Below are 26,517 nucleotides of genomic sequence, written 5' to 3'. Positions count from 1 at the left end.
TTCTTTCCCCATTTACTGTTTTTTCTCTAATTATACACAAAAGTACCCTATAGGTAGACTTTTTTTAAAGTGTCTACTCTATAGGGTACATTTTACTTGCATCCTAGCTTCTTTTGGCTTGTTTAAGGAAACGCGTGTAAAAGAATCCCTTCACAAACCATGAAATTCTTTAGCTCCCAACGATAACGATCTTGTTACATTCTTCTCACTTCACAATTTTGATTAATCCATTGATCACGAGAATTTCGCACGAATCAATTAAGTGAACGCACGAAAAGTAAGAATTTCGCACGAATGGATCAAGCGATCGCACGAAAAGTAAGAATTTCGCACGAATCAATTAAGCGAACGCACGAAAAGTAAGAATTTCGCACGAATGGATCAAGCGATCGCACGAAAAACAAAAATTTCGCACGAATGGATCAAGCGATCGCGCGAAAAACAAAAATTTCGCACGAATCAATCAAGCGAATGCATGAAAAACAAGAATTACATATGAACTTATTTTACGAAAGTCGCAGTAGTGAATTAAATAATGATCATAGTAATCAGGTTTTAGTAATTGATTATTATAGACTTCGTATGGTACAAAATATCTCAAATTTAAATATCCATATTCATCTAAAAGTGTACTCTTTTGTTACAAGCAGCGTTTGAATATGTGCATAAGCTACTAAAGTCATTCAAGTTGTTTTCTATTAAAAGTATATTACATGTTGTTTTTTGCTAAATAGAAACGAGATTCTCCTTACTATTTCAATTATAAAGGCTGTTTAATTCGTTAAACCTAGGTCTTCTCACCTTGTTATCGTTTTTTACAAGTAAACTCACTACTTTTGTTGTATACAAATATTAACCATTAAGACCGTATAATGGTAGATGGTATTTATATATAAATTATTATGGGAGGATTATAGTTTTATGAAAGATGAAACGAAACGGTACTTAAAAATAACAATTGTTTTCTTTATTATTTTAACTTCGATTCGGGTCTATTTAATGATTGAGCGACAAAATACCATAAAAGAAATGGAAGCACAAGAACAGCTTGACATGCAAACAACGAGGGAGTTATTCCCCTATCGTAGTGCCGAGATGCTACTTCATATGGACAGTGTTTATCATAGAGAACAGTCACCTGTCGATGTAGAACTGATTGCGACAGACCAGACGCTTGCGATGCTAGAACGATGGGAGGCTGTTGCTACTGCCTACCCAACGATTGCATACCCTGAAGATGAGATTGATCAAGGCGATTGGTTAGCTGTAGTTCAAATTTTCCAAAATCAATCAGCTGAGCTTCGTGCAATTGAAGAGGAAATGTTTGCAGGTGTTGAAGAAGAGGGGATATTGTTACGCGGTTTTGTGCTGAAAAATTATATTAATAACGATACAGACAATGAGTTAGTCTTGTCAGTACTAAGAGAGAATGGGATCAAATGAGTAATAAAGGCATAAAGTACCCATTAGAAGGACCCGGAAAAATCAAAACTAGTGATGAGCAATTGGAAACTCTCGCAACGCATTATAAGAAGCTTCAAAATGAAATGAACACGATGTTAGATGAATTTTATAGACCACTTGAGCTCTTAATTGAAGAAGATGTATTTACAGGTAAAGCTGCTGAGCAGTTCTCTTCCTTCGCTACGTTGTTAAAAAACTATTTGGAAATTAGTTATAGCGAAAGCTTTGAGGACATAAGCCAGATTTTAACTACTTTTAAAACAGAACTAGAAGAAGTTGACCAATAAAAAAAAGAGGAAGATACAATGTCATTACAAATAAAAGTTGACCCTAATCTTGTCGAAAGCTTACTAAAAAAACCACAATCAATCGCAAATGATGAGATGATGCAAGTAATCACAGAAATCAAAGGGGCTGGGGAGGCACTTAGTGACTGGAAAGGTGAAGCATCAAAAGCGCATCAAACGATGCAGGAAAAGTTATTACAAACCATAGGTAAAAACCAGCGATTAATGGTCGAAGTATTAGAGACGTTATACTACGCGATTGACCAATTTGAAGAGAAAGATGAAGAGCTTAGTCGACAATTTAAAACAACAGTCGAATACTATCATAATCAGTGATTAAATGAGCAGTAAATAAGATAAGGAGGAAGAAGCTGTTGAGTAACCAAGCACGCATCATGCGCTTAAACCAAGAAATTTTGCGCAATGACGCCACTGTGTCGTGGCTATTGACCCAAAATGTAACATATCGCAATCAAATCGACGATTATGGTCAATCCATATATGAATTAGAAAAACAACTTGAAGACATTCTTGAGCGTAGAAAAGAGATGGATAGTAAATTGATCGAGTTAGAAGCGTTAACAGAAGGAGAAGGCTCCCCGATGGGGCGAATTCAACTGGTTGAAGCTGGTCTACTTGAAAGTAAAGTATTGAACAGAATTCAAGAAAGTATTATGGAAGTACGCAATACACAAGAAAGAGCCATCATCCGGATGAAAGCTGCTGTAAATGACATGGATCGAAAAGCCAACCAAATAGAAGAGCGTATTGAAGAAAGGCAAGCCAAACAACTACACTTAAATCAGTTGCTTTCAACGAATCAAGCCAACATTCAACGTTTGAAATATGAAATTACGGTAGCCAGACAAACGATACGAACATTATAATGAAGAAGGAGCATCTTACATGGGCAATTATAGTGCCGATCGCGATGAATTAAACCGGCGTATTGATGAATATACAAATGTGGTAGAAGAGTGGAATGAAAATCAAACACTATTTTCGAAAATTTCTAATGAAGTTTTCAAAATAAATGACAATGAGATTACAGAAGCGATTGAAGAAAAACAGGCTGTTGCAAATTTTTGGAACGGCATTGTTAGTGCAGACCAAAATGCATCTACAGGATTTAACAAAGTAACTCAAGACCTGTCTGTCTTAGGTTCGACGATTGATACGTTTTTAGATGAACTCGGATCAGGTGGAGCAAATCTTGAAAAATTGAATGTTAACAATCTCTATCAAGCGATGTTTAAAGATCAGAAACTATTTGACAACCTGATGCAGAAAATGATGACTGATCAAGTGTTAACCCCTGCTGAAAGAGAAATGCTATATCATTTTATCCAAGCAGAGATCTTAACGGACGAGACGGTAGAACAATTAGAAGAGATCTCAACGTTGATTGGAGAAGGCAGATTTAATGAAGTAGAAGTTTATCTTAGTGAACTCCTGCAATCTGAAGAAGCATTTGATCGCCATATTGCGACTGTGCAAGCTTATATTTTCACCAATGATGATACCCCTGATCAAGAGCATAAACTATTGCAGGGCTATTTAGCTATTTTATTAGGGTTTAAAGGCTATAGAGATGAAGCGATAACGTTTACAGGAGAAACTGATGTAGAGCAGTTAAGATTGACTATAGAGTTGTCAAGTAGGCGAACAACTAGCCCTGATAACTATCAAATCTTAGCAACTATCAACACAGCGGAACTAAATCTCGATGATATTGATGATGTATCATTATATTTTTATGTGTTACCAGAGCATTTTTTAGTTAAAATATATAATTCGCCAAATGTAGCTAATCAACTTAATAGGGAAGAAAATGCAGAGCTGCGTGAACAATATAGTAGCTATACTAAAGACTTCTGGACAAAGGAATTAGCTAAAACAATTTTAACTGAATCAGCTAGCCAATCTCATGAGGCAGTCGGCTATAGCGTTGACGCGTTATTCACACTCGGTGATTACCTTGGAGGGAAAAAAGAGCTGGAAAATCAGATAACGACTAGTAATTTACAGAGCATTACGTCGGAGCTTGAGTTAGAGCTGTTAACTGTTGATAAGCACTCATCCCCTGATAGTCACTATCAATTTATATCTACAGACGATACTTATGACCTATTAAAAAGATGGGAAGAGGTTCATCGGTTAAATCCTAATATTCCTTATCCGAAAGAGGCGATTGATAAACGAGATTGGAACGATATAGCAGATGTTTATTCATATTTAAGGGATAATTATACAGATAATAATGAGAATGCATTACTGACATATATAATCGATGACAAGTTGAATGGCGATATGACATTAGAGCAAATTGTTGCAGAAAATAAGAAAGAGAGGTGACCTATGAAAAAAAGAGTAAAAGTGTTAAGTATCGTTATCGGAATTATCGTAGTAGGCAGCCTAATTACAATTTATTATCATCAAGTCCAGAAAAAAGAGGATGAGCGTATAAGACAAATTCTATCTCACGCTGATATCGCGGAAGCATTTGTGTTAGGAAGTTACTACTATAGTACAAATGACCCGATTGAAGTTGCGTATTTTCCTAGTCGATTCACACAAGCTCATGTAGAAAGATGGAAAATCCTCGCTGAATTGCTACCTTATATCGAATATCCGGAAGCATTGATAAAAGAAAATGAGTGGGTAGAAGCTGTGCATATGCTTGAAGAAAATATTGAAGCATATAGCACTTACTACTACTCTAAAGAAGAGAGCGAACAAGAAATAATGGTTCAACCACAGGAAGTGACGGTATTTATTAGGCGTAATAGAAGATCAGATAATTTAACCGAGCTGCTAGAAGAAGTGAATTTTGAGGATTAAACAGCGATTTTAAGCTGAAAGCGAGGGGATACAGAATCATGTCACGGAAATTTAAAATAACAGCGATAATGATAGGAATCGCACTAATATTAACTGGTTTTATTATGCTTACGTTATTGCGATCAGATAATGTTGAACAAATTGAAGAAGAGATCAATACTTTACAGTTGCCGTATGGGAAAGTAAGTACGGTTGAGCTTGTAGAAGATGATTATGCCTTGGCATTCTATTCATGGGCGTGGATACTTCAGGTAGGTGTGGCAGAATTACAAAAGACGTCATTTGGTTGGGAAATTGTAAGGATGACTAGTGAAGAGACAGGGGGAGGTCTTCAATTTGTTGAATTAAGTCGTTATAGCGTAATGCATAAGCCTGTTGATAAAAATGTGACTTCTGTTGATGTCACATTAAATAATGGAGAGAAGCGAGATGCGCATATTAAAGAGGAGAATAAAGGATTAGCTAGACGCTGGCTTTACTACTCCGACACAGAAGATCTCTCAAGCGCAACTGTTACAGCATATGATAAAGATGGTGAGGTTGTTGAAGTTATTGAAGTGCCTGATCAGCCCAACGAAGGTCTAGATCGAACAGTTGAATAATGATACTAGCTTAGCACTTATCTATTAGGTGCTAAGCTTTTTCAATCGCAAATAGGACTAAAGATTCAGTTTTTTGATAAAGGTAAAAAGACCCAACTTATGTCATATATAATTTTTAACTAGCCGTGTCTTATAATGAGAAGATGCAAGTGCATTTATCCTAAATAACGGCCGCTAATGACCTGATTCATTAACGACAAATCAGAGGAAGAATAACGAAAATGTCAGCTAATTGAAGGTATCTTTTATAGAATATGAGGGATTACTTGAGTATCTTATAAAAGGTGATTTAGAGAGCGGAAAAACAGTTGAAGACGTGGCAACTGAAATCGAATAAGACGAGGTGATGTATATGAGTAAAAAGCGGATTCTAATAGTTTCGATTATTTTAATTGCTGTTATGGTAATGATATCCATTATTCCTATAAATAATTACTTTGAAGAGAAGCAACAGAAACAAAAAGAACTTAATAGAACGTTAAGTAACTATGCTTATTTAGCACAAAACTTCACTTTAGGGATTTATTACTATGAGTTAGATAATCCGATTCAAGTTGAAATGTTTCCGACATCTCGAACACAATGGAAACTAGATAGGTGGAAAATGGTAACAGAAATATTGCCAATAATTGAGTATCCGGAAGAGTTAATCAAAGAAAATGCTTGGATTGAAGTATCTGATAACTTAGAAAGGAATATTGAACACTATCGAACTTACTATGATTCAAAGTCTAAAATTGAACAAGAATCCCTGATCCGCCCTGATGCTATTTGGAGTTTTATTGTGAGGAATTCCAGATGGTCAGACAATTTATTAAGGGCTTTAGATGAAGCGGGTATTGATTATGATTAAAGAGAAGGTGAGAAAATATTGCGTAAAAAAATAGCGGTGTTGATAGTTGGTATAATCATAGTGATCAGTATAATTTTGGCCGTTTTATTTAAAAGAGATGATCAACAAAAGATTGTGGAAGAAATAAATGCTATGAATCTTCCGCTTACAGATGTAGGTCCGATTGAATTTGTTGATAATGATCATGCTCTAGCTATCTTTTTATGGTCTGGGATCGGTCATATCGGCGTAGCTGAATTAGATAAAACGTTATTTGGTTGGGATATTTCTAGAGCAACATCTGAATTTTTAAGTGGTGATGTTCAGTTTGTAGAGTTAAATCACTTTTCTGTTATTCAAACTTGGGCTGATCCAAGTGTACAAGACGTGAGTGTGGAGTTGGAAAATGGTGTTATTGATTCCGCTCAAATATTAATCAAAGAAGGAGATACGAAGAAAGGAGAAATAAGTTTCAGAAACTGGCTCTACTACTCCGACACAGAAGACCTCTCAAACGCAATTGTAACGACATATGATAAAGATGGCGAGGTTGTTGAAGTTATTGAAGTACCTGATCAGCCCAATGAAGGTCTAGATCGAACAGTTGAATAAGGATAGAGGCTTAGCACCTACATATTAGGCGCTAAGTTTTTTAAATTCCAAACAGGACTAAATATCTAGTTTTGTTATAAAGGTGGAAAGACCCAACTTATGTCATATATAAAATTCACCTAGACGTGTCTTATAATAAGAAATTGTGAATGCATGTATTATTTGATTATATTAACGAACCGTGGATGTCAGCTTTATAGAGAAAGAGGTGACCTATGAAGAAAAAAGTCATAGTGTTAGGTATCGCTATCGGAGTTATCGTTGTAGGCAGTCTAATTAAAAGCTATTATCATCAAGTCCAAGAGAAAGAATATGATCGAATAAGACAAATTCGATATTACGCCAATGTATCGGAGACATTTAAGTTAGGAAGCTACTATTATAGTACGAATGATCCTGTTAAAGTGAGATATTATCCAACTTCATACACGCAGTACCGCGTAGAAAGGTGGAAAGTTCTTGCTGAGTTGTTGCCCTATATTGAATATCCAGAAGCATTGATAAAAGAAAATAAATGGGAAGAAGCTGTGCGTATGCTAGAAGAAGATATTGAAGCGTATAGAGATTATTACTCCTCTAAAGAATACAGCGAACAAGAAGTGATGGTCCATCCACGAGAGGTGATGGCGTTTATTGGAGATAATAGCAGATCAGATAATGTAACCGAGTTACTGGAAGAAGCCAACTTTGAGGATTAACCAGTGGATTTTAAGCTAAAAGTGAAAGGATATAGAATGATGTCACGCCAATTTAAAATAACAGTGATAATAGCTGGAATCGTCATAATAAGCGGTCTTAGTATGTTTGCGTTATTTCGATCAGATGATATTGAACAGATTGAAGAAGAAATAAATAAATTAGAATTGATATTTGGTGATGTGAGTACGGTTGAGCTAGTAGAGGATGATTTTGCTTTGGCAATCTACACATGGGGATCGGCATGGCAAGTAGGTGTGGTTGAATTAAGCAAAACTATATTTGGATGGGAAACCGTAAGCATGACTAGTGAGGAGATTGGTGGAAACCTTCAATTTGTTGAATTAAGCCGTTATACAGTGATGCATAACTCCATCGAAGAAGATGTGACGTCTGTTGATGTCACATTGAATACTGGAGAGAAACGAGAAGCAGAAATAAGAGAAATTGGCAATACTAAAAGTTTTCTTTACTACTCCGACACAGAAGACCTCTCAAACGCAATTGTAACGACATATGATGAAGATGGCGAGGTTGTTGAAGTTATTGAAGTACCTGATCAGCCCAATGAAGGTCTAGATCGAACAGTTGAATAATACGGAGTCACTTAATGGCGACATTATAAAGGACTCAAGATAAGAAAAAAGCTAACAGATTCACCAAAGAACGAATACACTTTCTGCAAACTTAAAGGTTGTTAAATCTAGTTTAACCAATCAGTTAGTTTTCCTAAAAACACCAGTGGCTGTCAACCTATGGCAAGGACAGCCACAGTTATAGCTGACTCATAGGAGTGTTTACTTTTAAAATATTGACACAAATGTGAAGCGATCAACATATAATAATTTGCAAGAAAATTTAGTACTGAAAAACTATTGCTAGATAGTGGTATTTCAGTTAAAATGAAAAAGTCCATGTCGAGGAGATGTGGCTTTATTTTAGAATGGAAAGGTGGGCAGAGCGATTATTTGAATATAAGCGCCTGGACTATTTCTCGTGCGCTTGAGAAATAGTTGACGAGGAGGAGGAGTATCGAATTTGATCGGCGGATACCTCCCGGTTGCACAACCTCCAACCGTTATATGTTATTCGAAAACGAAGAGGCGACTCTTTGCACAAAGAAGACATGTAAGAGGTTTACTAATAAAACGAGAAAGGGGGCAAACAAACGCCCCTCTGTTCTTAGTAGGTTCGTTCTGGTTTGCCCTGGTCTCAACTAGGAGGAAACAGAATTATGTGTGGAATTGTAGGTTATATTGGAGCTAATGATACGAAGGATGTTTTGTTAAACGGCTTAGAAAAGTTAGAATATCGTGGATACGATTCGGCAGGAATTGCAACTTTAAACGAAGAAGGTCTTCATCTGTTTAAAGTAAAAGGCCGAATTGCGACATTGCGTGATAAAGTAGACAACAGCATTGAAACTACTATGGGTATTGGTCATACACGTTGGGCGACTCATGGTGAACCGAGTGAAGAAAATGCTCACCCACATCAAAGCACTTCAGGACGTTTTACGTTGGTTCACAATGGTGTGATTGAGAACTATTACGAATTACGTGATCAATATTTAGCAGGGGTTCCACTTGTCAGTGAAACAGATACTGAAATTGTTGTACAATTAATTGAAGTGTTTTATCAACAAACAAATGACGTATTGGTTGCTTTCCGAAAAACAATGAGCTTGCTAAAAGGCTCATACGCGATTGCTTTAATAGATGCTAAAGATCAAGACGTAATCTATGTCGCTAAAAGCAAAAGTCCTTTATTAGTGGGACTTGGTGAGGGATTCAATCTGGTTGCAAGTGACGCAATGGCGACATTAAAAGAAACCGACACTTATCTTGAAATTGAGGATAAAGAAGTTGTTTTGGTTAAACGTCAAGAAGTGCAAATTCAGAAATTTGATGGCACACAAGTAGTTCGTGCGCCATATAAAGCTGAGATTGACGCAGCAGATACTGAAAAAGGCACCTATGCCCATTTCATGTTAAAAGAAATTGATGAACAGCCATTTGTTATGCGCAAAATCATTCAAGAATATCAAGATGAACAAGATAATATTAAAGTAGATGGTGATATACGGGCGGCGATGCTGGATGCAGATCGTATTTATATCATTGCCGCTGGAACGAGCTACAATGCTGGCTTAGTTGGTAAGCAAATTATTGAAAACCTTGCAGATATACCCGTAGAGGTGCATATTGCAAGTGAGTTTTCTTACAATATGCCATTACTGTCTAAAAAACCATTGTTTATCTTTATTTCACAAAGTGGAGAAACAGCCGATAGCCGTGCTGTTTTAGTGAAAATCAAATCATTAGGTCATCCATCGATAACCGTAACGAATGTTCCAGGCTCAACCCTTTCACGTGAAGCGGATTATACATTGCATTTGTATGCAGGGCCAGAAATTGCCGTTGCATCGACTAAAGCTTACACAGCACAGATCGCTGTTCTAACTATTTTAGCAGTTGATACAGCAACTGCTAAAGGGATTAAATTAGACTTTGATCCGTTACAAGAGCTTGGTATTGTTGCAAGTGTAATGGAATCCTTAACAGATCAAAAAGAGCAATTTGCTACGTTAGCAAAAGAATACTTCACAGGCACAAGAAATGCCTTCTTTATTGGCCGAAGCGTTGATTATTTCGTTGTCCAAGAAGCTTCGCTTAAGTTAAAAGAAATTTCTTATATTCAAGCAGAAGGTTTTGCTGGCGGTGAATTAAAACACGGCACAATTGCCCTAATTGAAGAGGGTACACCAGTTATCGCTATTTCAACTCAAGAGAACGTTAACTATTCGATTCGAGGCAATGTTCAAGAAGTTGCAGCCCGTGGTGCCAAAACATGCCTTGTCAGTATGAAAGGATTGGAACAAGACAGTGATAACATTGTGTTACCACATGTTCATCCATTACTAACACCTTTAGTAAGTGTTGTACCGATGCAGTTACTTGCCTATTATGCAGCTTTACATCGTGATTGTGATGTTGATAAGCCACGTAACTTGGCGAAAAGTGTTACAGTGGAGTAGGCCGTTAAGTTTCATTATGTATTTGTTGTGTATCTGTAACTCTCTCTTACAAAAATGCAACTCTTTTTACAAGATGTAAGTAAGTTTTACAAAGACGGGTTATCGAAGCAGTTTATGTATCGACTTTTTATGTCATACTTTTATCAGAATCGGGAGCGTACTATTTGTACAGCTTCTCGGTTCTTTTTTGTTTGAAGAAAAGACTGAGAAACTAAGCGTGACAAGGGTTGGAGATAAAAGAAAAAATGTGAGCGTGTGAAAAAATATGAAGTAGAGAGTAAGAGAAAAGCATGATGATTCTTCTATCTATCACCTTAATTCTCTCATCTACTCTGGAAAACCGAGTTCCATTTTTCGATTCTTTTCCGATTAATTTTCGATTCATTTCGACAAGAAATGATACTTTTCTTTGTAAAACTGAGTTAAATTAAAAGGTTAGTATTTAGGGATGAAAAAGGGCATGAGTGCATGTGGGGGAAGGGATTGAGTGAGGTTGGGGGTTTTGTAAGAGTGAGTTACGTGGGTACATAGTAGAGAAAAGAATGAGAGATAGAAGGAGAAAAACTGGAAAATGGTGAGAAGGTATCTGGAAATTGAAATATATAGATAGATTAAACGGTTATTTAGTATAATAAATACAATTATATCAATGACGATAGGGTGATGAATATGAAATTTGTCTATTACAACGATACAGGAAGAACGGTAACAATCCATCCAGCAACTTTTATTCATGGATGCACATCAAATAGCCAAGAAGTAATCTCACATCTTGAACAGCGAACTTTTTATCTCCCTGAAGGTACGCATCCGTTTGTAAAGATGTGGGATTACGGATCAGATAGAGGATTACAAATCTTAATATCTCCGACCATAGATGACAACCAAGATATTTAAAGGTTAGCTATAGTTATTTTTGGGTGAATTACAGATAAAAACTGTAGTAGAAATAAAAAGTACAATGAAGACTTTTCATTAAAAACCTGTATAATAGTAATAGAGAGGAGATGATATGTGTGCCGATCGGGAAAATGTTAGAAAACAAACTACAAAACCCAACTGTTAAAAATGCTTTTGCAGAGAAGCAGAAAAACCACGATATCTACCTCAAACAATTCAATCAAAATCATAGCATAAAAGCGTATCGAAAAGATCAAGAGAAGTTAGAAAAAGTGAATAGAGCAAGAAAGGCAACTGTGTTGAATGAACAACAAAAAACTTGAATCATCCTGTTAATTATTAAGAATCAGAATAAAATGATGTTGCAACAAGGAAACAAATGAGAGAAAAATTTGCAGTGTGAGTGATAGAGAAGATGATGCAGAGTGAAGAGATAATTTTCCTTATGTTTCTTCTTTTTTTATTTCTTTGATATCAATAATGTCACAAAACCAACGAGTTCAAAGATTAGCGAAGAAAGATAAGGTTTAGAAGAAATGAAGGAATGTTTTATAAAACACGTTATTTATCCTTGTGGAGAGCGTAAAAAGTTTTGTGTAAATGATCATCTCCTTATGGGAAAGTATAACCATTTACACAAAACTTTTTACGCTCTCTTTTACACTATTAATATACATTCCTATTTTCCATTTACTAATCTCTGCATTATTATTTTTAGTCACAATTTATCTTTTAGTGCAAGTATCAAAAAATAAGAAAAAGGATTATCCAATAGCTTTTAAAGCATTATTATATTTATTAGTGCTCTCATTTGCTTTGATTTTTTTACTTACACTGTTAAGTAACCAATTAATTTATAGTTATGGATTGGTTGTAGTTTTATTTGCCTATATGTACGTAACTGGTGTTTTTGTGTATTATTTAATCAACGTACTATATTATTGGAGACTAAAGAAAATGTTTCCGTTCGAGAGAGAACCCGAAGAAAATAGCTTTATACAAATAAGCCGAAGAAGACTGTCTAAGTATATGGAATTGGATAAACAAAAAATTTTTTTAATATAAATTTGATAAATGGCCTTTTATACGCTTTGTTTGTTATATATGGGATGCTATGTTTTATCAAATTTTCTGAAGGTGAGCATGTAGATGTGCTTGGGACATTGTCCTCATGGGTTAAGACGCAAAAATGGGTGAATTTTTCCAATGGTATTAGTGTAGTTTCATTACTGTTAGCAATATATACAATTACTATTCCTGTACAAAGCAAGATTATTAAAGAGGCGCGAGAAGATTATAAGAAAAAATATAAAGAATTTATAAAATGTCCCAAGAGATTTTAGATCCACTATACAAAATAGGAAAGAGTAAACAGCGTTAAACACATATTAAATTAATATAGGAAGAACAAGGTGTTATCAGCATTTATAAACAACTTGTTCTTCTCGCTCTATTTTGTTAATGATGTATCATACAATAAAACAATTCAAGGCTATTACGGTTTAACAGGAACACATATTTCGCAATAAGGATTGCTAACCATATCACCAATATATTTTTCCATAATTGGTTTGGTATCCTTTTTATATCCATTATTTTGTAGAGATTGAAAAATATTAGAATATGCCTTTTGAATATCCTCTGCAGTATGTTTGACTTCATATATAAGGTATTTTCCACCAGTAATATGCCCTTCGAGAACTGAATCATCCACTACTTGATGATCATTGGGAATTACAATACAAGCATCAAATCTACAGTTATCAGGAAGTGTTGTTTCTGGATTATCTTGTGGAATTGCAAATAGAATTGCAGATTCAAGAAGATTTCTCTCCTTAGCCCATTTTTTTAGATTCTCCATTACTTCAATATTGGCAGGGCCATATTGTCCAATACGTCGCATAAAAACAGTACGATAGTTTGGAAATGTCTCGACTTTGAATTTCATTATTTTAATCTTCCTTTCTTTTCGTATTTAGTTTGATACATTACGAATGTAGCACGCTTTAAAAATATAAACACTTTAATTTTTAAAATTTTTGAAATTATTTAGAATTTCGGTTGGTACTCATTGAATTAAGAACATGTTAAAAGTTATTTTGGAGCCCTTTTTATTGTTTCAAATTGTGTGATTAAATATGCAAAGGCAGATAAGAATGAATCTGAATCTATGAAAGTGTCAAATGCGAATAAAATTGATTCCCTGGAACGCAATCGCCAAACATGGTTGCAATTGCAACAAGATAATCCCAACTTAACAGAATTGAGAAACAAAAAACCATCAACGTATGCCTACTTATATAGAAATGATAAAGAATGGCTGGGTAATAATTCACCAAAATTACGAAAAGGAAATAGCGAGAATAATCGGGTAGATTGGGATAAAAGAGATCAGGAAATATTAGATAGGGTTAAGATGGCAACATGGGAACTTAGAAACTGGAATGAAAAACCAAAGAGGATAACCGTTAAGGGCATAGGTGATGCAATAGGTGAAAGAGCCTTATTAGAGCAACATTTAGACAAGATGTCGAAAACCAAAGCATTTATTAACCAGGTATGGGAATCTGAACAAGAATTTCGTCTGCGTAGGGTAGAGCGTGTTATCCAAGACATGAGTAAAGTTCTTCTCTAATTTTATAAATGGTATATCGTTATCGAAGGCTACTTTGCCTTCTTTATACGGTAATTCCAATTTCCTATGGAATATAGTGATTAGTGATTTTAGAAAAAGTTCAACTGAATGCCTATATAGATATAAAATCGGCATCTCTCCCGTATATACGCTATCATCATAATTTTCATCGAGAAACAAAGCGGTTTGTCTGAAATTTGATGCTGTAATGCCAAAACCTAAGTCAATGTGTGTTGATATGTCAGTCATCATATATCTCAAAAGAAATCCCCCTTTTAATGAATTATACCATTCTAATTTTACTGATATAGATAAATAATAGATTCTCAAAAATCACTTGTTTATTTTCGTTGCATTATCCTATAAAACTTTAACTTTTCATATAATTGCGGTGATTTACTTGACAAAATCAAAAGAAAAGTAAATAATAGATTTAGCTTATCTTGAAAAATAGTGGAGGCGTGGTTGAATGGATGAAAAAATTAAAGAATGTATGCTTACAGATGAACAAAAAAGTTTGATTTTACAAGGCATAAAGAATGGAAAAGAGAAATTTCAGGAAATCTCATTATTACTTGAAGAAACAACAACTAAGAAACACACACCTTTTATGCTTTATGACTATGTTAATACTTATGTTGAAAAGATAATAGAAGACAATCCTCATACACAAATGAAAGTATATACAAGAAAAGCGGGGTGGCATCCATATATAGTAATTCATGATGCCATAAGAAATATCTTTATTTTAGTGTTAAAACTGCCAGAAAAGAAATACATCTTTGAACCAAGTGGATATCGTGAAGAATTTTCTTTATCTAATTTCGATCGTCTACTACAAGAGGGTGTACCAGAGGAGCGGTTACTTGATCAGGAAACACACCAATATTCGTTACCACTGGGTATCGAAAACCAGCCGTTTGGAATTGTAGTTTGCTACGATAGTAAGAGCGATGTTGCTTTTGAAGGTGCTTTAAAACCTGACCAAGAAGATTGGATTTACAAGGAAGATATAACTGAATACATAAACATTAGCATCAGAGACCTTGTAAAATTAAATAATTACAGTTTATCAGATATTAAAACCACGCTTAAAGATCGTAAAGAGGATGAAGACATCGTTATTAAGCTAAAGAATAATCCATCTTAGAATTACTAAATTAGTTAGGAGTAACGTTATGAAAGTTGAAAATGAGCCAAAGTTTAATCCTAAACGGTTAAGAGAGGCAAGGTTGATAAGAGGTTTAACAATAAAAGAATTCGCAGAGAGAATTGGTGTAACTAAGCAAGCAGTCTCACAATTTGAGCTTGGGGATCATACACCTAAGACAGAAACAATGATGTCGATTATTAATACGTTAAAGTTCCCGAAAAATTTCTTCTACCGAGAATACAAAGAGCAATTTGTTGGAAATACGTTCTTTAGAGCTAATGCTACAGCCACTAAGAAAAGTAAGGAAACGCAGTACAATAAAACACTATTAGCAGGATACATCTATGAATATTTATCAGATTACATCGAGTTTCCAGAATTAAATCTGCCTGACATAACTGAGTTTGATTCGGAATGGGATAATAATTCGATTGAAGAATTAGCTATCAAAGTACGAGAGCATTGGGGGCTTGGGGATAAGCCCATAACTAATATAGTTCATTTATTAGAAAAAAACGGTATAATGGTTTTCTCTGTAGACACCGATAGTCAAAAAGTAGATGCATTCTGTCAACACCGTAAAGGCAGACCTTTTATTTTTCTTGGTAACGATAAACAGTCTGCTTTTAGGAGACAGTTTGATGGTGGGCATGAGTTGGGGCATATAATGATGCACAAGGATATTGATAATCAAGATGTCCTTAGTAAACAAGAAATTAAGATTATGGAAAATCAAGCAAATAAATTTTCCTCTGCATTTTCATTACCAGCTGACGCTTTTGCAAAAACTGTTACATCTACATCTTTACTACATTTTGTTGAATTAAAGAAATATTGGAATGTATCTATTGCGGCCATGATATATAGATGTTTAGACCTAAACATTATTGATGAAGGAAAATATACTTCATTACAAAAGCAGATATCCATGAAGAAAATGAGAAAGAAAGAGCCACTTGACGATGTTTTTCCATTGCAGGAGCCAGTAGTTCTAAAGAAAAGCATTTTAATGCTATTAAAAAATGATGTGAAGAATGAACAACAATTAATTCAAGAAATGTCTGTACCCCAAGAGTATATAGAAATGTTATGTAATCTTGATAAGGGAACACTGAACTACAGTGAGCCAGAGCCAACCATAAAATTAATTAAAAGATAGAATTTTCGTAAACACGAATAAGAAATAGTTTGTATTGATTGGCGATATTTATATTAAATTAAATGTTGGGGTGGTATGTTGAAAAGCAACATTGAAAAGGTTTTAGGAATATTGGTCATAGCCCTATTGGCCTTCAATTTTTTCTTTTTATTGCACATTGATAATTCAATGAACGAAAAGCAAGAGCAATTTGAAGAAAGACTTACTGAATTAAGTAGTCAAATAGACGATTTGCAGGAAAATGATTCGACAACAGGAAATGGTAGTTCTGATAAAACGATTGATTTTCTTAAACAGGAATATGCAAATTATAAGGATTTTGCAAATAATGATCGGGAAAGTTTCATGAACTTAGTCAGCTTATTTTTTGTGGCATTAGGCGTTTTGGTAACAGGTGGAACAATAGTCCTTTATTGGATTTTTGGTCAAACGAAAACAGAAGTAAAAGAGAATGCTAATTTAACCATAAAGTCATCTATAAATGAAATTAAAGAGAAAGCTAACGCAACAATAAAAGATTCTGTTAAGGAAATTGAAGCTGAAACAAAAAAACAGATTAGAAGTTTAATGGATCCTACAATAGAAGATTTTGAAGAAAAATACAATGAATTAGAACGTTTTATGGAAAACCAACATTCCATTCGAAAAAGTAGGGTTGTAGTTTTAACTCCTGAAAGTAAAAAAGAAGAAATGGAGAGCCTTGAAGTAGCCAGGATTCGTGAGATTGTAGGAGAAGCACAAATAATGGGTTTAGATGAATTCGAAGCATTTGAGGAAAAAATAAATAATAAAGAAATAGATATTATTATTTATAGGTATGAGTTAAACGGAAACGAGCAAGAGGAAATAATAAGGAAATATATTGGGAAGCTGAAAGAATTAGACCTAAACATTCCAGTAGTTGTTTATGCTACTTTTCAAAATAGGGTTGTTGGAGAAGATGCTGATTTAATTAATTCTTACCCATATTCTGTTTTGGCGAATATGCCGACAAGCCTGACAAGCAATATGATGTCCTTAGCAAATGTAATTTCATATGAGAGGAGTTAAGAAAATGACTGTTGCTGATTATCTTGAATCATTACTTGAAGAAGAAAAAATTGAGGAAAAAGATAAAGAAGAGATTAAGAAAAAAAGAGATGAAGTAGAAACAGCAATAAGAGAGGAATTTGGCGATAAAGTTAAAACTGTAAAATATTCGGGTTCTATAGCAAAGCATACTGCGATTAATTCAAGTAAAGATTTAGACCTTGCTATCCATTTTAAAAAGGAATCCTTTGATACACTAAAAGAAATGTATAATGAAGTATTCGACTTTTTAGACGAGAATTATAATGTGAGAAAACAGAAAGTATCCATTGGATTAACCGATTTCGATGTTGATGTAGTTCCTGGTCGTCGCATAGACGAGGAAGATGATAGTAATAATGACGTATTTTTATATCAGTCTGATGACGAGAGCAGAATTAAAACAAACATAGAGAAGCATAAGTCTCACATTACTGAGAGTGGTTGTCGCAATGTAATTAAACTTATGAAAATCTGGAAAAACAAATGGAATGTTAAGTTTAAATCATTTGCTATGGAATTATTGGTTATACAGGCTTTAGAAGATTCGACTGCAACGGGGTCGAAGGATAGAACTAAAGAGGTATTAGAGTATATAGTAGACAATATTGAGAATATCAACTTAATAGATCCAGCCAACTCAAATAATAACGTTGCTGATGTAATTGAATATCACAAAAAGCTATTTATGAAAACTACCGCATCAACTTGTTTAAGCTACTTAGATGATGCGGATGATGAAAATGATAGTCAATTATCAGCTTGGAAGAAGGTATTCAATGACTTCACTGGTACAACTAACAACAGTTATTATACAGGTTCCAGTATCGTGAAAAGGAATACGTCCGACTGGGGGAGGCAACCAGATAGAAGACATGGGTGAAGAGCGATTATGGTATGAAGAGATGCCAGAAGTTTTTGAGAGGGAGAAACGTTTCCTCGAATCAAAAGGCTTCTTTCTAAATAAACATAATAATACTATCGAGTTTATTGGAAAATCATCAGTTTTAAAAGAGTATCCGTTGAGAATTATATATCCAAACGGATACCCTTCATTCCCCCCTACGGTAATTAGTGATGTTAAAGATAAATTGGTTTTAGTAAGCCATCAAAGGAAATTAACTAAGTCTTTATGTTGCTTTGGCTTTTCCTCTGAACGATGGAGAGCTGATTTTACGGCAAGAGAAGTTCTCCAAGAGGCTGAGGAACTAATTGTCAATTATTCACCATTAACAATTAACGAAGAATCTGGAATTTATCAGGATATTGTTCCAGAACCAATTGTAAATCAATACAATTATGCTGATGGTGGTATATTAATCCCTCCGCCGTTTGGAGATATGGCACTTTCCGACTTAGATATTGTAAATGATGTGGCAATAAATTACTCTGTCAGACAAAAAAGGGGTATGCTCAAAACAATCGCCATACAAAATGAGAATAACATTGCTCATTCTGGTTACAAAGATTGGTTCGAAGGTTCCACCTTATATAAATCTAAGATTTACAAGGTGAATAGTCATCCACCATTGACTACCGCCAATATTAAGTCATGGTTGATTGAGAATCACGTTCATATAAATCCAAGTAAAAATCAATTTGTATTCTTTGTTTTTGAAGATGAATGGGGTAAAAAAGGGAATAAAAGAATGGCCTGGATTGCTTTGAAAATTCTTCAAGGAAACGCCACATGGATACAATGCTATTTGGTAAGCGAAGATGATCATAAAATTCGTACTCCTTATGGCTCCTTATTAAGAGATAAGGTAGTAACTATAGTTGGATCAGGTTCTCTGGGGTCAATTGTTTCAACTTCTTTGGCACAAGAAGGAATCAATAAATTTAATTTATTTGATTATGATACCTATGAGCCCTCGAATGCAATACGACATCAAGTAAAGCAAAATTGGTTTGGGCTACCTAAAGTTATTGGGGTTGGAAACCGTATTAGAGAGTTAGCACCGATGGCGAACGTAGATGTATATGAAGTAGCGGTAGGTAATAATAAAGATTCTAAAATCTATCAAAAGGTTAATGAGGTTTTGATAAACTCTGATATAATCGTAGACACTACAGGGGAGCATAGTGTATCACATTTTCTAAATAGATTTTGTGTTATAAATAAAATTCCCTTAATTGTTAGCTCTGTTTCAAATGGAGCTTGGAGTTGTGAGGTTGTCAAGTATATACCTAATCAATCAGGGTGTTGGGGCTGTTGGAATCGAAATCACGGACATCAAGAACCACCAAGTTCACCAGTAGGGGAAATGCAGTTTGCACCTGGATGCGATCAGCCAACATTTATAGGAGGAATATCAAGTGTTAATATTGCAGGTGGATTAGTGTCGCAAGCTGTTATGGACACTTTGTTAGAAGTAGATTTAGATAAAAAACACTATATTCTATGGAGTGAGAGGGATCGTAGAGGAAATCGAAACTATAGTGTGGAGTATCTAAGTAACCCTGCATTAGAGGATTGTGAAGTGTGTTATGAAAATTAATAGTGTATTATTTACAGAAAACAGTATATCTAATATAAACAAGATTATTGGTCAACATGAACTTAACACTGAGATAGGTGGATCGCTTGTTGGATATCAACAAGATGAACAATTAATTATTACTCATGCCTCTGACCCAGGGGGAAATACAAAAATGTCATTTGATTCAATCGAAATCGATGGTGAATATGTAACAAGGTTTTGTAATAGACTTAATGAATTATCTAAGCATAAATTATACTTTTTAGGTGATTGGCATACTCATTTGTCTAATAATCTCAATCCAAGTAATAGAGATTTAATTGCAATGAAACGTTTATCAAGTTACACACCATATGAGTATAGGGACTCATTGATTACTGTAATTATTAATCATTATGATCCAGTAAAAATAAAGACATATTCGCTTTATAAAGGTAGGAAGTTAAAATCAATTTCACATTTTATTGTTCCTAATCCTTCATGGATTGAGGAGTTTATTTAATCCTTACTTTTCTGTACCCTTAACTCTATTATGTCCCCCTGTAACTCTCTCTTACAAAAATGTAACTCTTTTTACAAAATGTAAGTAAATTTTACAAAGCAGGGGCAGCGACACCCATTTATATATCGGCTTTAGATAATACTTCAAGAAGAATCGGGAACGTACTATTTGTACAGCTTCTCGGTTCTTTTTTGTTTGAAGAAAAGACTGAGAAACTAAGCGTGACAAGGGTTGATGGTAAAAGAAAAAACGTTAGTGCGTGGAAAAATATGAGGTAGAGAGTAAGAAAAAAGCGTTATGATTCTTCTATCTATACTCTTAATTCTCCAATCTACTCTGTAAAACCGAGTTCCATTTTTCGATTCTTTCCCGATTAATTTTCGATTCATTTCGACAAGAAATGATGCTTTTCTTTGTAAAACTGAGTTAAATTAAAAGGTTAGTATTTAGGGGTGAAAAAGGGCATGAGTGCATGTGGGGGAAGGGATTGAGTGAGGTTGGGGGTTTTGTAAGAGTGAGTTACGTGGGTACAGTTTTTGAAGAAACAGAACCGCATTTAGTTATTATGGATATAAATCTGCCTTACTTTGATGGCTATTACTGGTCAAGAAAAATAAGGCAGATATCCACATGTCCCATTATGATTCTGTCTGCTCGCATGAGCGAACTCGACCAGATATATGGTATTGAAAATGGTGCAGATGATTTTATCACGAAGCCTTTCGTAATGGATGTCGTATTAGCAAAAATCAATGGGCAAATTCGACGAACCTATGGAGAGTATGCAAAAAACGCAGAACGACGACTATTACAAAAGGGTAATACGATCTTAAATTTGGACACAGTACGTTTATCTACCCCGAGACAGGAAGAAGTATTGACGGTAAAAGAGCTCCAGCTTTGTCATATGTTTTTTGAGGCTTCCCCGAATGTTGTCACAAGACAGCAGCTGCTTTCTGCTATATGGGATGAAGAAGGATTTGTAGAAGAAAATACACTTACAGTGAATATCAAAAGATTGCGAAAAAAATTAGAAAATGTCCAATCCTCCTTAGAACTAAAAACGATTCGGGGAATCGGATACCAATTAACGGATAGAGACAAATGAAGTTATTTATAAAGGATCATCTCAGCTTTATTCTTTTGTATCTGATAACGTTTATCTGCTTGCCTTTTATCATTGAACAATTAGATGGTTTTGAAAATCATTATGTCTATTTTAGTTTTTTAGCCACCACTTTATTAATGATTTTGCTTGTTATTCGTTATCTTCGTCGTAAAAAAATGTATACACATTTAAAGAAAGAAAATGTGGGCCATGCTGGTTTTCTTGTCTATCGTCCTCATGCTCCAATTGAAAAGGCATATGCCAATCAATTGAAGCAATTTTCTTCCTTGCTCTTAAAAGAACAGGACACACATCAAGATTTTTTACAGGAACAGCAGCTCCTTATTTCACATGCGGTGCATCAGATGAAGACGCCGATTTCTGTCATGCAGTTGCTTGTTCAATCGAATCAAATAAACGATGTCAAATCGTTGGGAGAATGGCAAAAAGTAAAAGCCGAATGCGATAAAATAAACTTTTCGTTAAATCAGCTATTGTCTTATAGCCGCTCTACCCAATTATTATCTGATTTGAAAATTGAACCGATGCCACTAAAGAAAATGGTGCAAGAGGTTATTAATGATTTAAAAGATTACTTTATTGAGGAAGAACTATTTCCCAAGGTGACAATAGCGGAAGACGTTATTCTTTATTCAGACCGAAAGTGGATGAAAGTAGTTGTCTACCAACTGCTTAGTAATGCGATTAAATATGGTGAGAAGTACTCTACGGTGCATATTTATTACACGGATGGTCAGTTATCGATTCATAACAGAGGGGAAACCATTCCAAAAAGTGAGATCAATCGCTTATTCAATTTGTTCTATACAGGTTCAAAAGGAAGGAAAAGAAGTGAAGCAACAGGTATAGGTTTATACTTAGTCAAAAGAATTTTGATGACGCTAGATCATCCGTTTGAGTTAACATCTCATGATCAAGAAACCATTTTCACCATTGAACTTTCGAAAAGTATGAAAACGGCTGCCGATTGAAGCAGCCGTTTTAAATGTGTCAATATTGTCACTTTGCCGTCATGTTATTAAATGTTAAGGAAGGGACGACTTCAGTATATTAAAGTTAACATGAAAAAAACAGGAGTGGTATATATGTCAGATACAATTTTAAATGTTCAACAACTTCATAAGGAGTATGTGGGAGAGGTGAACTATAAAGCATTAAAAGGCATTGATTTTCAACTGAAACGTAATGAATTTGTCTCTGTAATGGGCCCATCGGGAAGTGGGAAGACAACATTTTTAAATTGCATATCAACCATAGACCGCCCAACAAATGGTTCTATTACAATTAACCAAAAAAATCCATATGAACTGAATGATGAAGATCTTGCAAAGTTTCGACGGAGTGAATTGGGTTTTGTTTTTCAAGATTTTAACTTGGTTCATACATTAACCGTAGAAGAAAACATTTTATTACCATTGACACTCGATGCAGTGATGGCAAAGGAAATGACCTCCCGTTTAGCGGAAGTCGTTGCGTTTTTAGGCATTGAAGACATCATGAAGAAGAGAACCTTTGAAATTTCAGGGGGACAGAAGCAACGTGTAGCCATTGCACGAGCAGTTATTCATCAGCCGAGTCTATTATTAGCAGATGAGCCGACTGGGAATCTGGACTCTAAAGCAGCCAATAGTGTGATGACACTATTTCAATCCATTCATGAAACGTTTCAAAGCTCTTTATTAATGGTCACACATGATCCGTATGTTGCCAGTTTTGCTGAGCGAGTGATTTTTATGCAAGACGGGATGCTCTACAATGAAATACAGAAGGGTGACCACAAGCAGCAATTCTATCAAGAAATTGTAGATACACTGACATTTTTGGGCGGTGGATATCATGAGCTTTAATCATATTGTCATTCAAAATATATTACGGGATAAATGGACGTATATTTCCTATTTTCTGAGCAGCGTCTTTTCTATTTTAGTCTTTTTCTTTTTTTTGATTACGGCATTTCATCCAATGATGGATGCCATCGATCCGAATAGCGCACTTGGAATAGCCATGATTTTATGTAGTATGATTGTCTATATTTTTTCTTTTATTTTTATTATTTATTCGATGCTGGCTTTCCTAAAGAAGAAAACCAAAAGCCTTGGCGTCTTTATCATTTCTGGAGCCTCAACGAAGCAAGTGCGGAAAATGGTATTCCGGGAAAATATGCTGATTGCTTTTGCGGCAATTATAACAGCAATTGTTGTTGGATTAATTGTTTCTCCTCTGTTTTTAATGGTCGTTAAAAATGTCTTAGAAGCAGATAGCTTTGGCATGTATGTACCTGTACAAGCTATTGCCATGACGGTCATTTTATTTAGTGTTTTATTTTTCATTGTATCCAAAATAACGACACGATTTATCAAGAAAGAAGAAGCTGTACAACTGTTAAAAGCAGATGTCACACAGGAAAAAATTAATACGTCCAACGCCATGGAGGCTCCTTTTATCCATCTTAGTGAGTGCAGCTTTATTACTACCTCTCAAAGTTAGCCCAGATGTCGTTGAAAGCTTAGGAATTGTTTATTTGATGATTTTGTTTACCAGTCTGTTAATGACGATTTATATTATATTAACCCAAGGCATCTTGTTTACGATTCGGAGGTTGCAAAAAAGCGCCTCGTATTACAAAAAAACCAATATGTTATTTGTATCGAATTTACAAGCGAAAGGTAATTCACATGCTCATGTCATTTATTTGCTCAGTATTTTACTACTTGCCATATTTGTGACGACGAGTGTTTTGTACAGTTCGTATTATAATGTCGAAGAAAATACGGAAGCTGTCTATCCGTATAGCTTTCAATATATTTCACATCCAAATAACCCTATAGAAAAAGTACAGCAAGATATTGAATTTATGGAGACAACCCTTGAGCAAACAGAGGGAGATTTCGATGCATATCAATCTGCGTTCAAAACAGACGAAGACCGCAGGATTGGCTTCATGTCGAATACGAATTTCAATGCACTTGGTACACACGAAGCGCTAACACTTAACGATAATGAATATTATGTTGTGGCAGGAAATGCGGGAATAATTCCAAATACGGATGCCATTCAGGATTATGTGGATGATCCTCTTCAGTACGTAGGATTAGAAGAACGAATGATTCTTGTATCAGGCTTTCGGGCAGTATATTATGTTATACCAGATGCGATTTATGAAGCAATCCATTATCCAGAATATCATGTGTTTGCCTATGAATTGAAGGATTGGACAGAGAAAAGGGATGTAGCAGAAAAAATAGAATCACAAATCATGACAGAACCAGATGAGCGTTATGTCTCATCTAAAATTTCATTATATGTTGACGAGTTATTTGTAAAGAGAATCATGTTCTTTATTGGTTTTATGCTGAGTCTGATTTTTTTAAGTGCAGCCATGAGTATACTTTATTTTTACTTGCAGACCTCTTTAGCGGAAGAAAAAGAAAAATATTTGGGCATTCGCAAAATCGGACTATCTATGAAAGAAATTAGTGCTGTTGTGACAAGAGAATTATCCATACTGATTTTTGTCCCTTTTACAATGGCTGCGATGTTATTATTTACCGTGTTATTCAGTATTCGTGATACACTTTCACCAGCCTTTTTCCAGATGACGACGGTTGGTGTAGGCATTATTTTGCTGCTGTTTACGCTGAGCTTCTTTATTATACGTAAGGCATATTTTAAAAAATTGGTAGAGTAAATCGATGTCATAGATCAGGATTGTATCGCTATTTCCGAACGTTATGACTCACTTCCACGACAGATGGATGCTTTCCGTGGGGCTCGCCTTTAACTCATTCTCCCTTTGCAAAGCTCAGTCAGAATGGATTTTCAGACTGAGCTTCTTCCCACAAGAGTCGCCATCTTTCGTTCTAATTCTTCGTTTCTAACGACGAACGTTTATTAATTTCGAATATTTTTCGTTATATTGAGCATGACATTCATTCAGAGTAAGTGATAGAACACGGTAATCTGATTTCAAAAATCTGAGCAAGAAAAATTTTAGGCTTTAAGCTTTACCATGTTATTTTCTGCCACTCCCTTTCTCAGCCCTAAGGAAACGAGCGACGATCCACCTTCGCTCGAAGGAACCAAAGAAGTAAATCAGGGGAGAACTGAATCAAACGATTCTCCCCTTTGTGTTAGCTTACAGTTTGATAACCACCGTATACTCGTTTTGAGCCATTTACTCTGTCTCAAAAAGAATGTTAATGACTTCTTCTGTGGCTCTTGCGATAAGGGCATCATCGTGCTCTGCATCTCGTTCTTCCTTACTTGTTAGTACGGAAAGGATAATCGGGTCTCTGTCTGGCGGCCAGATGATGCCGATGTCGTTGCGCGTCCCATAAGAGCCAGAGCCCGTTTTGTCTCCAACTTCCCAACCTTCTGGTACGCCTGCACGGATAAGAGCGTCACCCGTTGTGTTTCTCTTGAGCCAATCGATTAGTAACGCTTGTTTATCGTTTGGTAGCGCATCTCCTAAAGTGAATTGTTGCAGGCTTTTTGCCAATGCTTCCGGTGTGCTCGTATCTTGAATGTCCCCAGGTTCTACATCATTTAATTCAGGTTCTATTCTTTCAGGTTCGGTTACATTATCTCCAATGGCTCGAAGTCCTTCTTTAAAGCCTTCCGGTCCACCGATTTCATGAAAAATTAAATTGGCAGCTGTGTTATCACTGTAGCGAATCGAGGCATCACTAAGCTCTTTTAATGTCAATCCTGAATCGATATGGTTTTCTGTTATCGGATTGTAGTTGACTAAATCTTCACTTGAATAGGTGATGAGTTCATCTAAATCCTCTATCGATTTTTGCTGAAGAAGGACGCCAACAGACAGGGGTTTATGGGTAGATGCATAGATAAAACGTTCATCAGAACGATATGTAACCGTCTTACCTGTCCCCGTGTCTAATGCATAAATGCCTAACCGAGCATCGTATTCTTCCTCTAATTGGCTAAAGGTGTCTTCTACCGTCGGAGTAGGTCTTTCAGATTCTGGTTGATCAGAACTGGCCTGTTCCTTGTCACTCGAACATCCTAAAAATAAAAAGGTTCCTAAGAGAATGGTGCATGTTAATTTTGTGATCTTCATATTAATCTCCTTTCGACTTTATTTGTTTTGATGAGTC

The 26,517-nt window shown here is 35.3% G+C and carries 26 protein-coding genes and 1 pseudogene; 25 read left to right on the top strand and 2 right to left on the bottom strand.

Annotated features, from left to right (window positions below):
- Window positions 1–921 precede the first annotated feature (921 nt).
- From JOE23_RS14845 to JOE23_RS14780, 14 genes are all read left to right on the top strand, one after another.
- Window positions 922–1,443 carry a hypothetical protein gene (locus JOE23_RS14845; RefSeq protein ID WP_204439614.1) on the top strand — a complete coding sequence of 174 codons (522 nt, stop codon included), beginning with the start codon at window positions 922–924 and terminating at the stop codon, window positions 1,441–1,443.
- Window positions 1,440–1,751, top strand: coding sequence for a WXG100 family type VII secretion target (locus tag JOE23_RS14840; RefSeq protein WP_204439612.1), 312 nt, complete (start codon window positions 1,440–1,442; stop codon window positions 1,749–1,751). Before JOE23_RS14845 ends, JOE23_RS14840 begins: the two co-directional genes overlap by 4 nt.
- Before the next feature lie 18 nt (window positions 1,752–1,769).
- Window positions 1,770–2,087, top strand: a complete 318-nt coding sequence (locus JOE23_RS14835; RefSeq protein WP_204439610.1) for a WXG100 family type VII secretion target — start codon at window positions 1,770–1,772, stop codon at window positions 2,085–2,087.
- A 38-nt stretch (window positions 2,088–2,125) separates the two neighbouring features.
- Window positions 2,126–2,638: a hypothetical protein gene (locus JOE23_RS14830; protein ID WP_204439608.1), complete on the top strand. Its 513-nt coding sequence runs from the start codon at window positions 2,126–2,128 to the stop codon at window positions 2,636–2,638.
- A gap of 19 nt (window positions 2,639–2,657) precedes the next feature.
- Window positions 2,658–4,106, top strand: coding sequence for a hypothetical protein (locus JOE23_RS14825; protein ID WP_204439606.1), 1,449 nt, complete (start codon window positions 2,658–2,660; stop codon window positions 4,104–4,106).
- A 3-nt stretch (window positions 4,107–4,109) separates the two neighbouring features.
- A complete protein-coding gene (locus tag JOE23_RS14820; RefSeq protein WP_204439604.1) occupies window positions 4,110–4,592 on the top strand; it encodes a hypothetical protein in 483 nt (160 codons plus the stop codon).
- A 38-nt stretch (window positions 4,593–4,630) separates the two neighbouring features.
- Complete coding sequence (locus tag JOE23_RS14815) at window positions 4,631–5,194, top strand: hypothetical protein (protein WP_204439602.1); 564 nt, start codon at window positions 4,631–4,633, stop codon at window positions 5,192–5,194.
- A gap of 352 nt (window positions 5,195–5,546) precedes the next feature.
- Window positions 5,547–6,047 carry a hypothetical protein gene (locus JOE23_RS14810; RefSeq protein ID WP_204439600.1) on the top strand — a complete coding sequence of 167 codons (501 nt, stop codon included), beginning with the start codon at window positions 5,547–5,549 and terminating at the stop codon, window positions 6,045–6,047.
- An 18-nt stretch (window positions 6,048–6,065) separates the two neighbouring features.
- Window positions 6,066–6,638, top strand: coding sequence for a hypothetical protein (locus JOE23_RS14805; protein ID WP_204439598.1), 573 nt, complete (start codon window positions 6,066–6,068; stop codon window positions 6,636–6,638).
- Between the two features lie 215 nt (window positions 6,639–6,853).
- The gene (locus JOE23_RS14800; RefSeq protein ID WP_204439596.1) at window positions 6,854–7,336 is read left to right on the top strand and encodes a hypothetical protein; all 483 of its coding nucleotides are present in this window, start codon (window positions 6,854–6,856) and stop codon (window positions 7,334–7,336) included.
- Window positions 7,337–7,375: 39 nt separating this feature from the next.
- Window positions 7,376–7,930, top strand: a complete 555-nt coding sequence (locus tag JOE23_RS14795) for a hypothetical protein (protein ID WP_239585451.1) — start codon at window positions 7,376–7,378, stop codon at window positions 7,928–7,930.
- A gap of 638 nt (window positions 7,931–8,568) precedes the next feature.
- Complete coding sequence (glmS, locus tag JOE23_RS14790; protein WP_204439591.1) at window positions 8,569–10,371, top strand: glutamine--fructose-6-phosphate transaminase (isomerizing); 1,803 nt, start codon at window positions 8,569–8,571, stop codon at window positions 10,369–10,371.
- A gap of 669 nt (window positions 10,372–11,040) precedes the next feature.
- Window positions 11,041–11,268 carry a hypothetical protein gene (locus JOE23_RS14785; RefSeq protein ID WP_204439589.1) on the top strand — a complete coding sequence of 76 codons (228 nt, stop codon included), beginning with the start codon at window positions 11,041–11,043 and terminating at the stop codon, window positions 11,266–11,268.
- Window positions 11,269–11,387: 119 nt separating this feature from the next.
- On the top strand, window positions 11,388–11,594 hold the full coding sequence (locus tag JOE23_RS14780; RefSeq protein ID WP_204439587.1) for a hypothetical protein: 207 nt from the start codon (window positions 11,388–11,390) through the stop codon (window positions 11,592–11,594).
- Window positions 11,595–12,766: 1,172 nt separating this feature from the next.
- On the opposite strand, the gene JOE23_RS14775 is transcribed toward JOE23_RS14780, so the two are convergent.
- A complete protein-coding gene (locus tag JOE23_RS14775) occupies window positions 12,767–13,219 on the bottom strand; it encodes an AraC family transcriptional regulator (RefSeq protein ID WP_204439585.1) in 453 nt (150 codons plus the stop codon).
- A 180-nt stretch (window positions 13,220–13,399) separates the two neighbouring features.
- Here JOE23_RS14775 and JOE23_RS14770 point away from each other — a divergent pair, with 180 nt between their 5' ends.
- The 11 genes and pseudogenes from JOE23_RS14770 (at window position 13,400) to JOE23_RS14720 (ending at window position 25,088) form a co-directional block, all read left to right on the top strand.
- A complete protein-coding gene (locus JOE23_RS14770; protein ID WP_338021925.1) occupies window positions 13,400–13,906 on the top strand; it encodes a TnsD family Tn7-like transposition protein in 507 nt (168 codons plus the stop codon).
- Between the two features lie 469 nt (window positions 13,907–14,375).
- Window positions 14,376–15,056, top strand: a complete 681-nt coding sequence (locus tag JOE23_RS14765; RefSeq protein WP_204439583.1) for a hypothetical protein — start codon at window positions 14,376–14,378, stop codon at window positions 15,054–15,056.
- Window positions 15,057–15,084: 28 nt separating this feature from the next.
- Window positions 15,085–16,218 carry an XRE family transcriptional regulator gene (locus JOE23_RS14760; protein WP_204439581.1) on the top strand — a complete coding sequence of 378 codons (1,134 nt, stop codon included), beginning with the start codon at window positions 15,085–15,087 and terminating at the stop codon, window positions 16,216–16,218.
- A 78-nt stretch (window positions 16,219–16,296) separates the two neighbouring features.
- Window positions 16,297–17,268 (top strand): hypothetical protein, encoded by a 972-nt coding sequence (locus JOE23_RS14755; RefSeq protein ID WP_204439579.1) that lies wholly within the window; start codon window positions 16,297–16,299, stop codon window positions 17,266–17,268.
- A gap of 4 nt (window positions 17,269–17,272) precedes the next feature.
- Window positions 17,273–18,169, top strand: a complete 897-nt coding sequence (locus JOE23_RS14750; RefSeq protein ID WP_204439577.1) for an SMODS domain-containing nucleotidyltransferase — start codon at window positions 17,273–17,275, stop codon at window positions 18,167–18,169.
- On the top strand, window positions 18,162–19,787 hold the full coding sequence (locus JOE23_RS14745) for a ThiF family adenylyltransferase (protein ID WP_204439575.1): 1,626 nt from the start codon (window positions 18,162–18,164) through the stop codon (window positions 19,785–19,787). Before JOE23_RS14750 ends, JOE23_RS14745 begins: the two co-directional genes overlap by 8 nt.
- Complete coding sequence (locus JOE23_RS14740; RefSeq protein WP_204439573.1) at window positions 19,777–20,271, top strand: Mov34/MPN/PAD-1 family protein; 495 nt, start codon at window positions 19,777–19,779, stop codon at window positions 20,269–20,271. Before JOE23_RS14745 ends, JOE23_RS14740 begins: the two co-directional genes overlap by 11 nt.
- 487 nt (window positions 20,272–20,758) lie before the next feature.
- The gene (locus JOE23_RS14735) at window positions 20,759–21,379 is read left to right on the top strand and encodes a response regulator transcription factor (protein ID WP_239585450.1); all 621 of its coding nucleotides are present in this window, start codon (window positions 20,759–20,761) and stop codon (window positions 21,377–21,379) included.
- A complete protein-coding gene (locus JOE23_RS14730) occupies window positions 21,376–22,371 on the top strand; it encodes a sensor histidine kinase (RefSeq protein WP_204439570.1) in 996 nt (331 codons plus the stop codon). Before JOE23_RS14735 ends, JOE23_RS14730 begins: the two co-directional genes overlap by 4 nt.
- 114 nt (window positions 22,372–22,485) lie before the next feature.
- On the top strand, window positions 22,486–23,247 hold the full coding sequence (locus JOE23_RS14725) for an ABC transporter ATP-binding protein (protein WP_204439568.1): 762 nt from the start codon (window positions 22,486–22,488) through the stop codon (window positions 23,245–23,247).
- Window positions 23,237–25,088 (top strand): annotated as a pseudogene (locus JOE23_RS14720) (FtsX-like permease family protein). The gene JOE23_RS14725 and the pseudogene JOE23_RS14720 overlap by 11 nt, the downstream one beginning before the upstream one ends.
- Window positions 25,089–25,574: 486 nt before the next feature.
- On the opposite strand, the gene bla reads toward JOE23_RS14720, so the two are convergent.
- A complete protein-coding gene (bla, locus tag JOE23_RS14715; protein ID WP_204439566.1) occupies window positions 25,575–26,480 on the bottom strand; it encodes a class A beta-lactamase in 906 nt (301 codons plus the stop codon).
- Window positions 26,481–26,517: the final 37 nt, after the last annotated feature.

The organism is Amphibacillus cookii (assembly GCF_016908375.1).
GTDB classification, from domain to species: domain Bacteria; phylum Bacillota; class Bacilli; order Bacillales; family Amphibacillaceae; genus Amphibacillus_C; species Amphibacillus_C cookii.
Note: the sequence above shows the minus strand (reverse complement) of the source record. Positions and strands in the feature narration are given on the sequence as shown.

What these genes read in the sequence shown, in the direction of transcription:
- JOE23_RS14845 (WP_204439614.1), top strand. Translation starts at nt 922, where the DNA reads ATGAAAGATGAAACGAAACGGTACTTAAAAATAACAATTGTTTTCTTT.
- JOE23_RS14840 (WP_204439612.1), top strand. Translation starts at nt 1,440, where the DNA reads ATGAGTAATAAAGGCATAAAGTACCCATTAGAAGGACCCGGAAAAATC.
- JOE23_RS14835 (WP_204439610.1), top strand. Translation starts at nt 1,770, where the DNA reads ATGTCATTACAAATAAAAGTTGACCCTAATCTTGTCGAAAGCTTACTA.
- JOE23_RS14825 (WP_204439606.1), top strand. Translation starts at nt 2,658, where the DNA reads ATGGGCAATTATAGTGCCGATCGCGATGAATTAAACCGGCGTATTGAT.
- JOE23_RS14820 (WP_204439604.1), top strand. Translation starts at nt 4,110, where the DNA reads ATGAAAAAAAGAGTAAAAGTGTTAAGTATCGTTATCGGAATTATCGTA.
- JOE23_RS14815 (WP_204439602.1), top strand. Translation starts at nt 4,631, where the DNA reads ATGTCACGGAAATTTAAAATAACAGCGATAATGATAGGAATCGCACTA.
- JOE23_RS14810 (WP_204439600.1), top strand. Translation starts at nt 5,547, where the DNA reads ATGAGTAAAAAGCGGATTCTAATAGTTTCGATTATTTTAATTGCTGTT.
- JOE23_RS14800 (WP_204439596.1), top strand. Translation starts at nt 6,854, where the DNA reads ATGAAGAAAAAAGTCATAGTGTTAGGTATCGCTATCGGAGTTATCGTT.
- JOE23_RS14795 (WP_239585451.1), top strand. Translation starts at nt 7,376, where the DNA reads ATGTCACGCCAATTTAAAATAACAGTGATAATAGCTGGAATCGTCATA.
- glmS (WP_204439591.1), top strand. Translation starts at nt 8,569, where the DNA reads ATGTGTGGAATTGTAGGTTATATTGGAGCTAATGATACGAAGGATGTT.
- JOE23_RS14785 (WP_204439589.1), top strand. Translation starts at nt 11,041, where the DNA reads ATGAAATTTGTCTATTACAACGATACAGGAAGAACGGTAACAATCCAT.
- JOE23_RS14775 (WP_204439585.1), bottom strand. Translation starts at nt 13,219, where the DNA reads ATGAAATTCAAAGTCGAGACATTTCCAAACTATCGTACTGTTTTTATG.
- JOE23_RS14765 (WP_204439583.1), top strand. Translation starts at nt 14,376, where the DNA reads ATGGATGAAAAAATTAAAGAATGTATGCTTACAGATGAACAAAAAAGT.
- JOE23_RS14760 (WP_204439581.1), top strand. Translation starts at nt 15,085, where the DNA reads ATGAAAGTTGAAAATGAGCCAAAGTTTAATCCTAAACGGTTAAGAGAG.
- JOE23_RS14750 (WP_204439577.1), top strand. Translation starts at nt 17,273, where the DNA reads ATGACTGTTGCTGATTATCTTGAATCATTACTTGAAGAAGAAAAAATT.
- JOE23_RS14745 (WP_204439575.1), top strand. Translation starts at nt 18,162, where the DNA reads ATGGGTGAAGAGCGATTATGGTATGAAGAGATGCCAGAAGTTTTTGAG.
- JOE23_RS14740 (WP_204439573.1), top strand. Translation starts at nt 19,777, where the DNA reads ATGAAAATTAATAGTGTATTATTTACAGAAAACAGTATATCTAATATA.
- JOE23_RS14730 (WP_204439570.1), top strand. Translation starts at nt 21,376, where the DNA reads ATGAAGTTATTTATAAAGGATCATCTCAGCTTTATTCTTTTGTATCTG.
- JOE23_RS14725 (WP_204439568.1), top strand. Translation starts at nt 22,486, where the DNA reads ATGTCAGATACAATTTTAAATGTTCAACAACTTCATAAGGAGTATGTG.
- bla (WP_204439566.1), bottom strand. Translation starts at nt 26,480, where the DNA reads ATGAAGATCACAAAATTAACATGCACCATTCTCTTAGGAACCTTTTTA.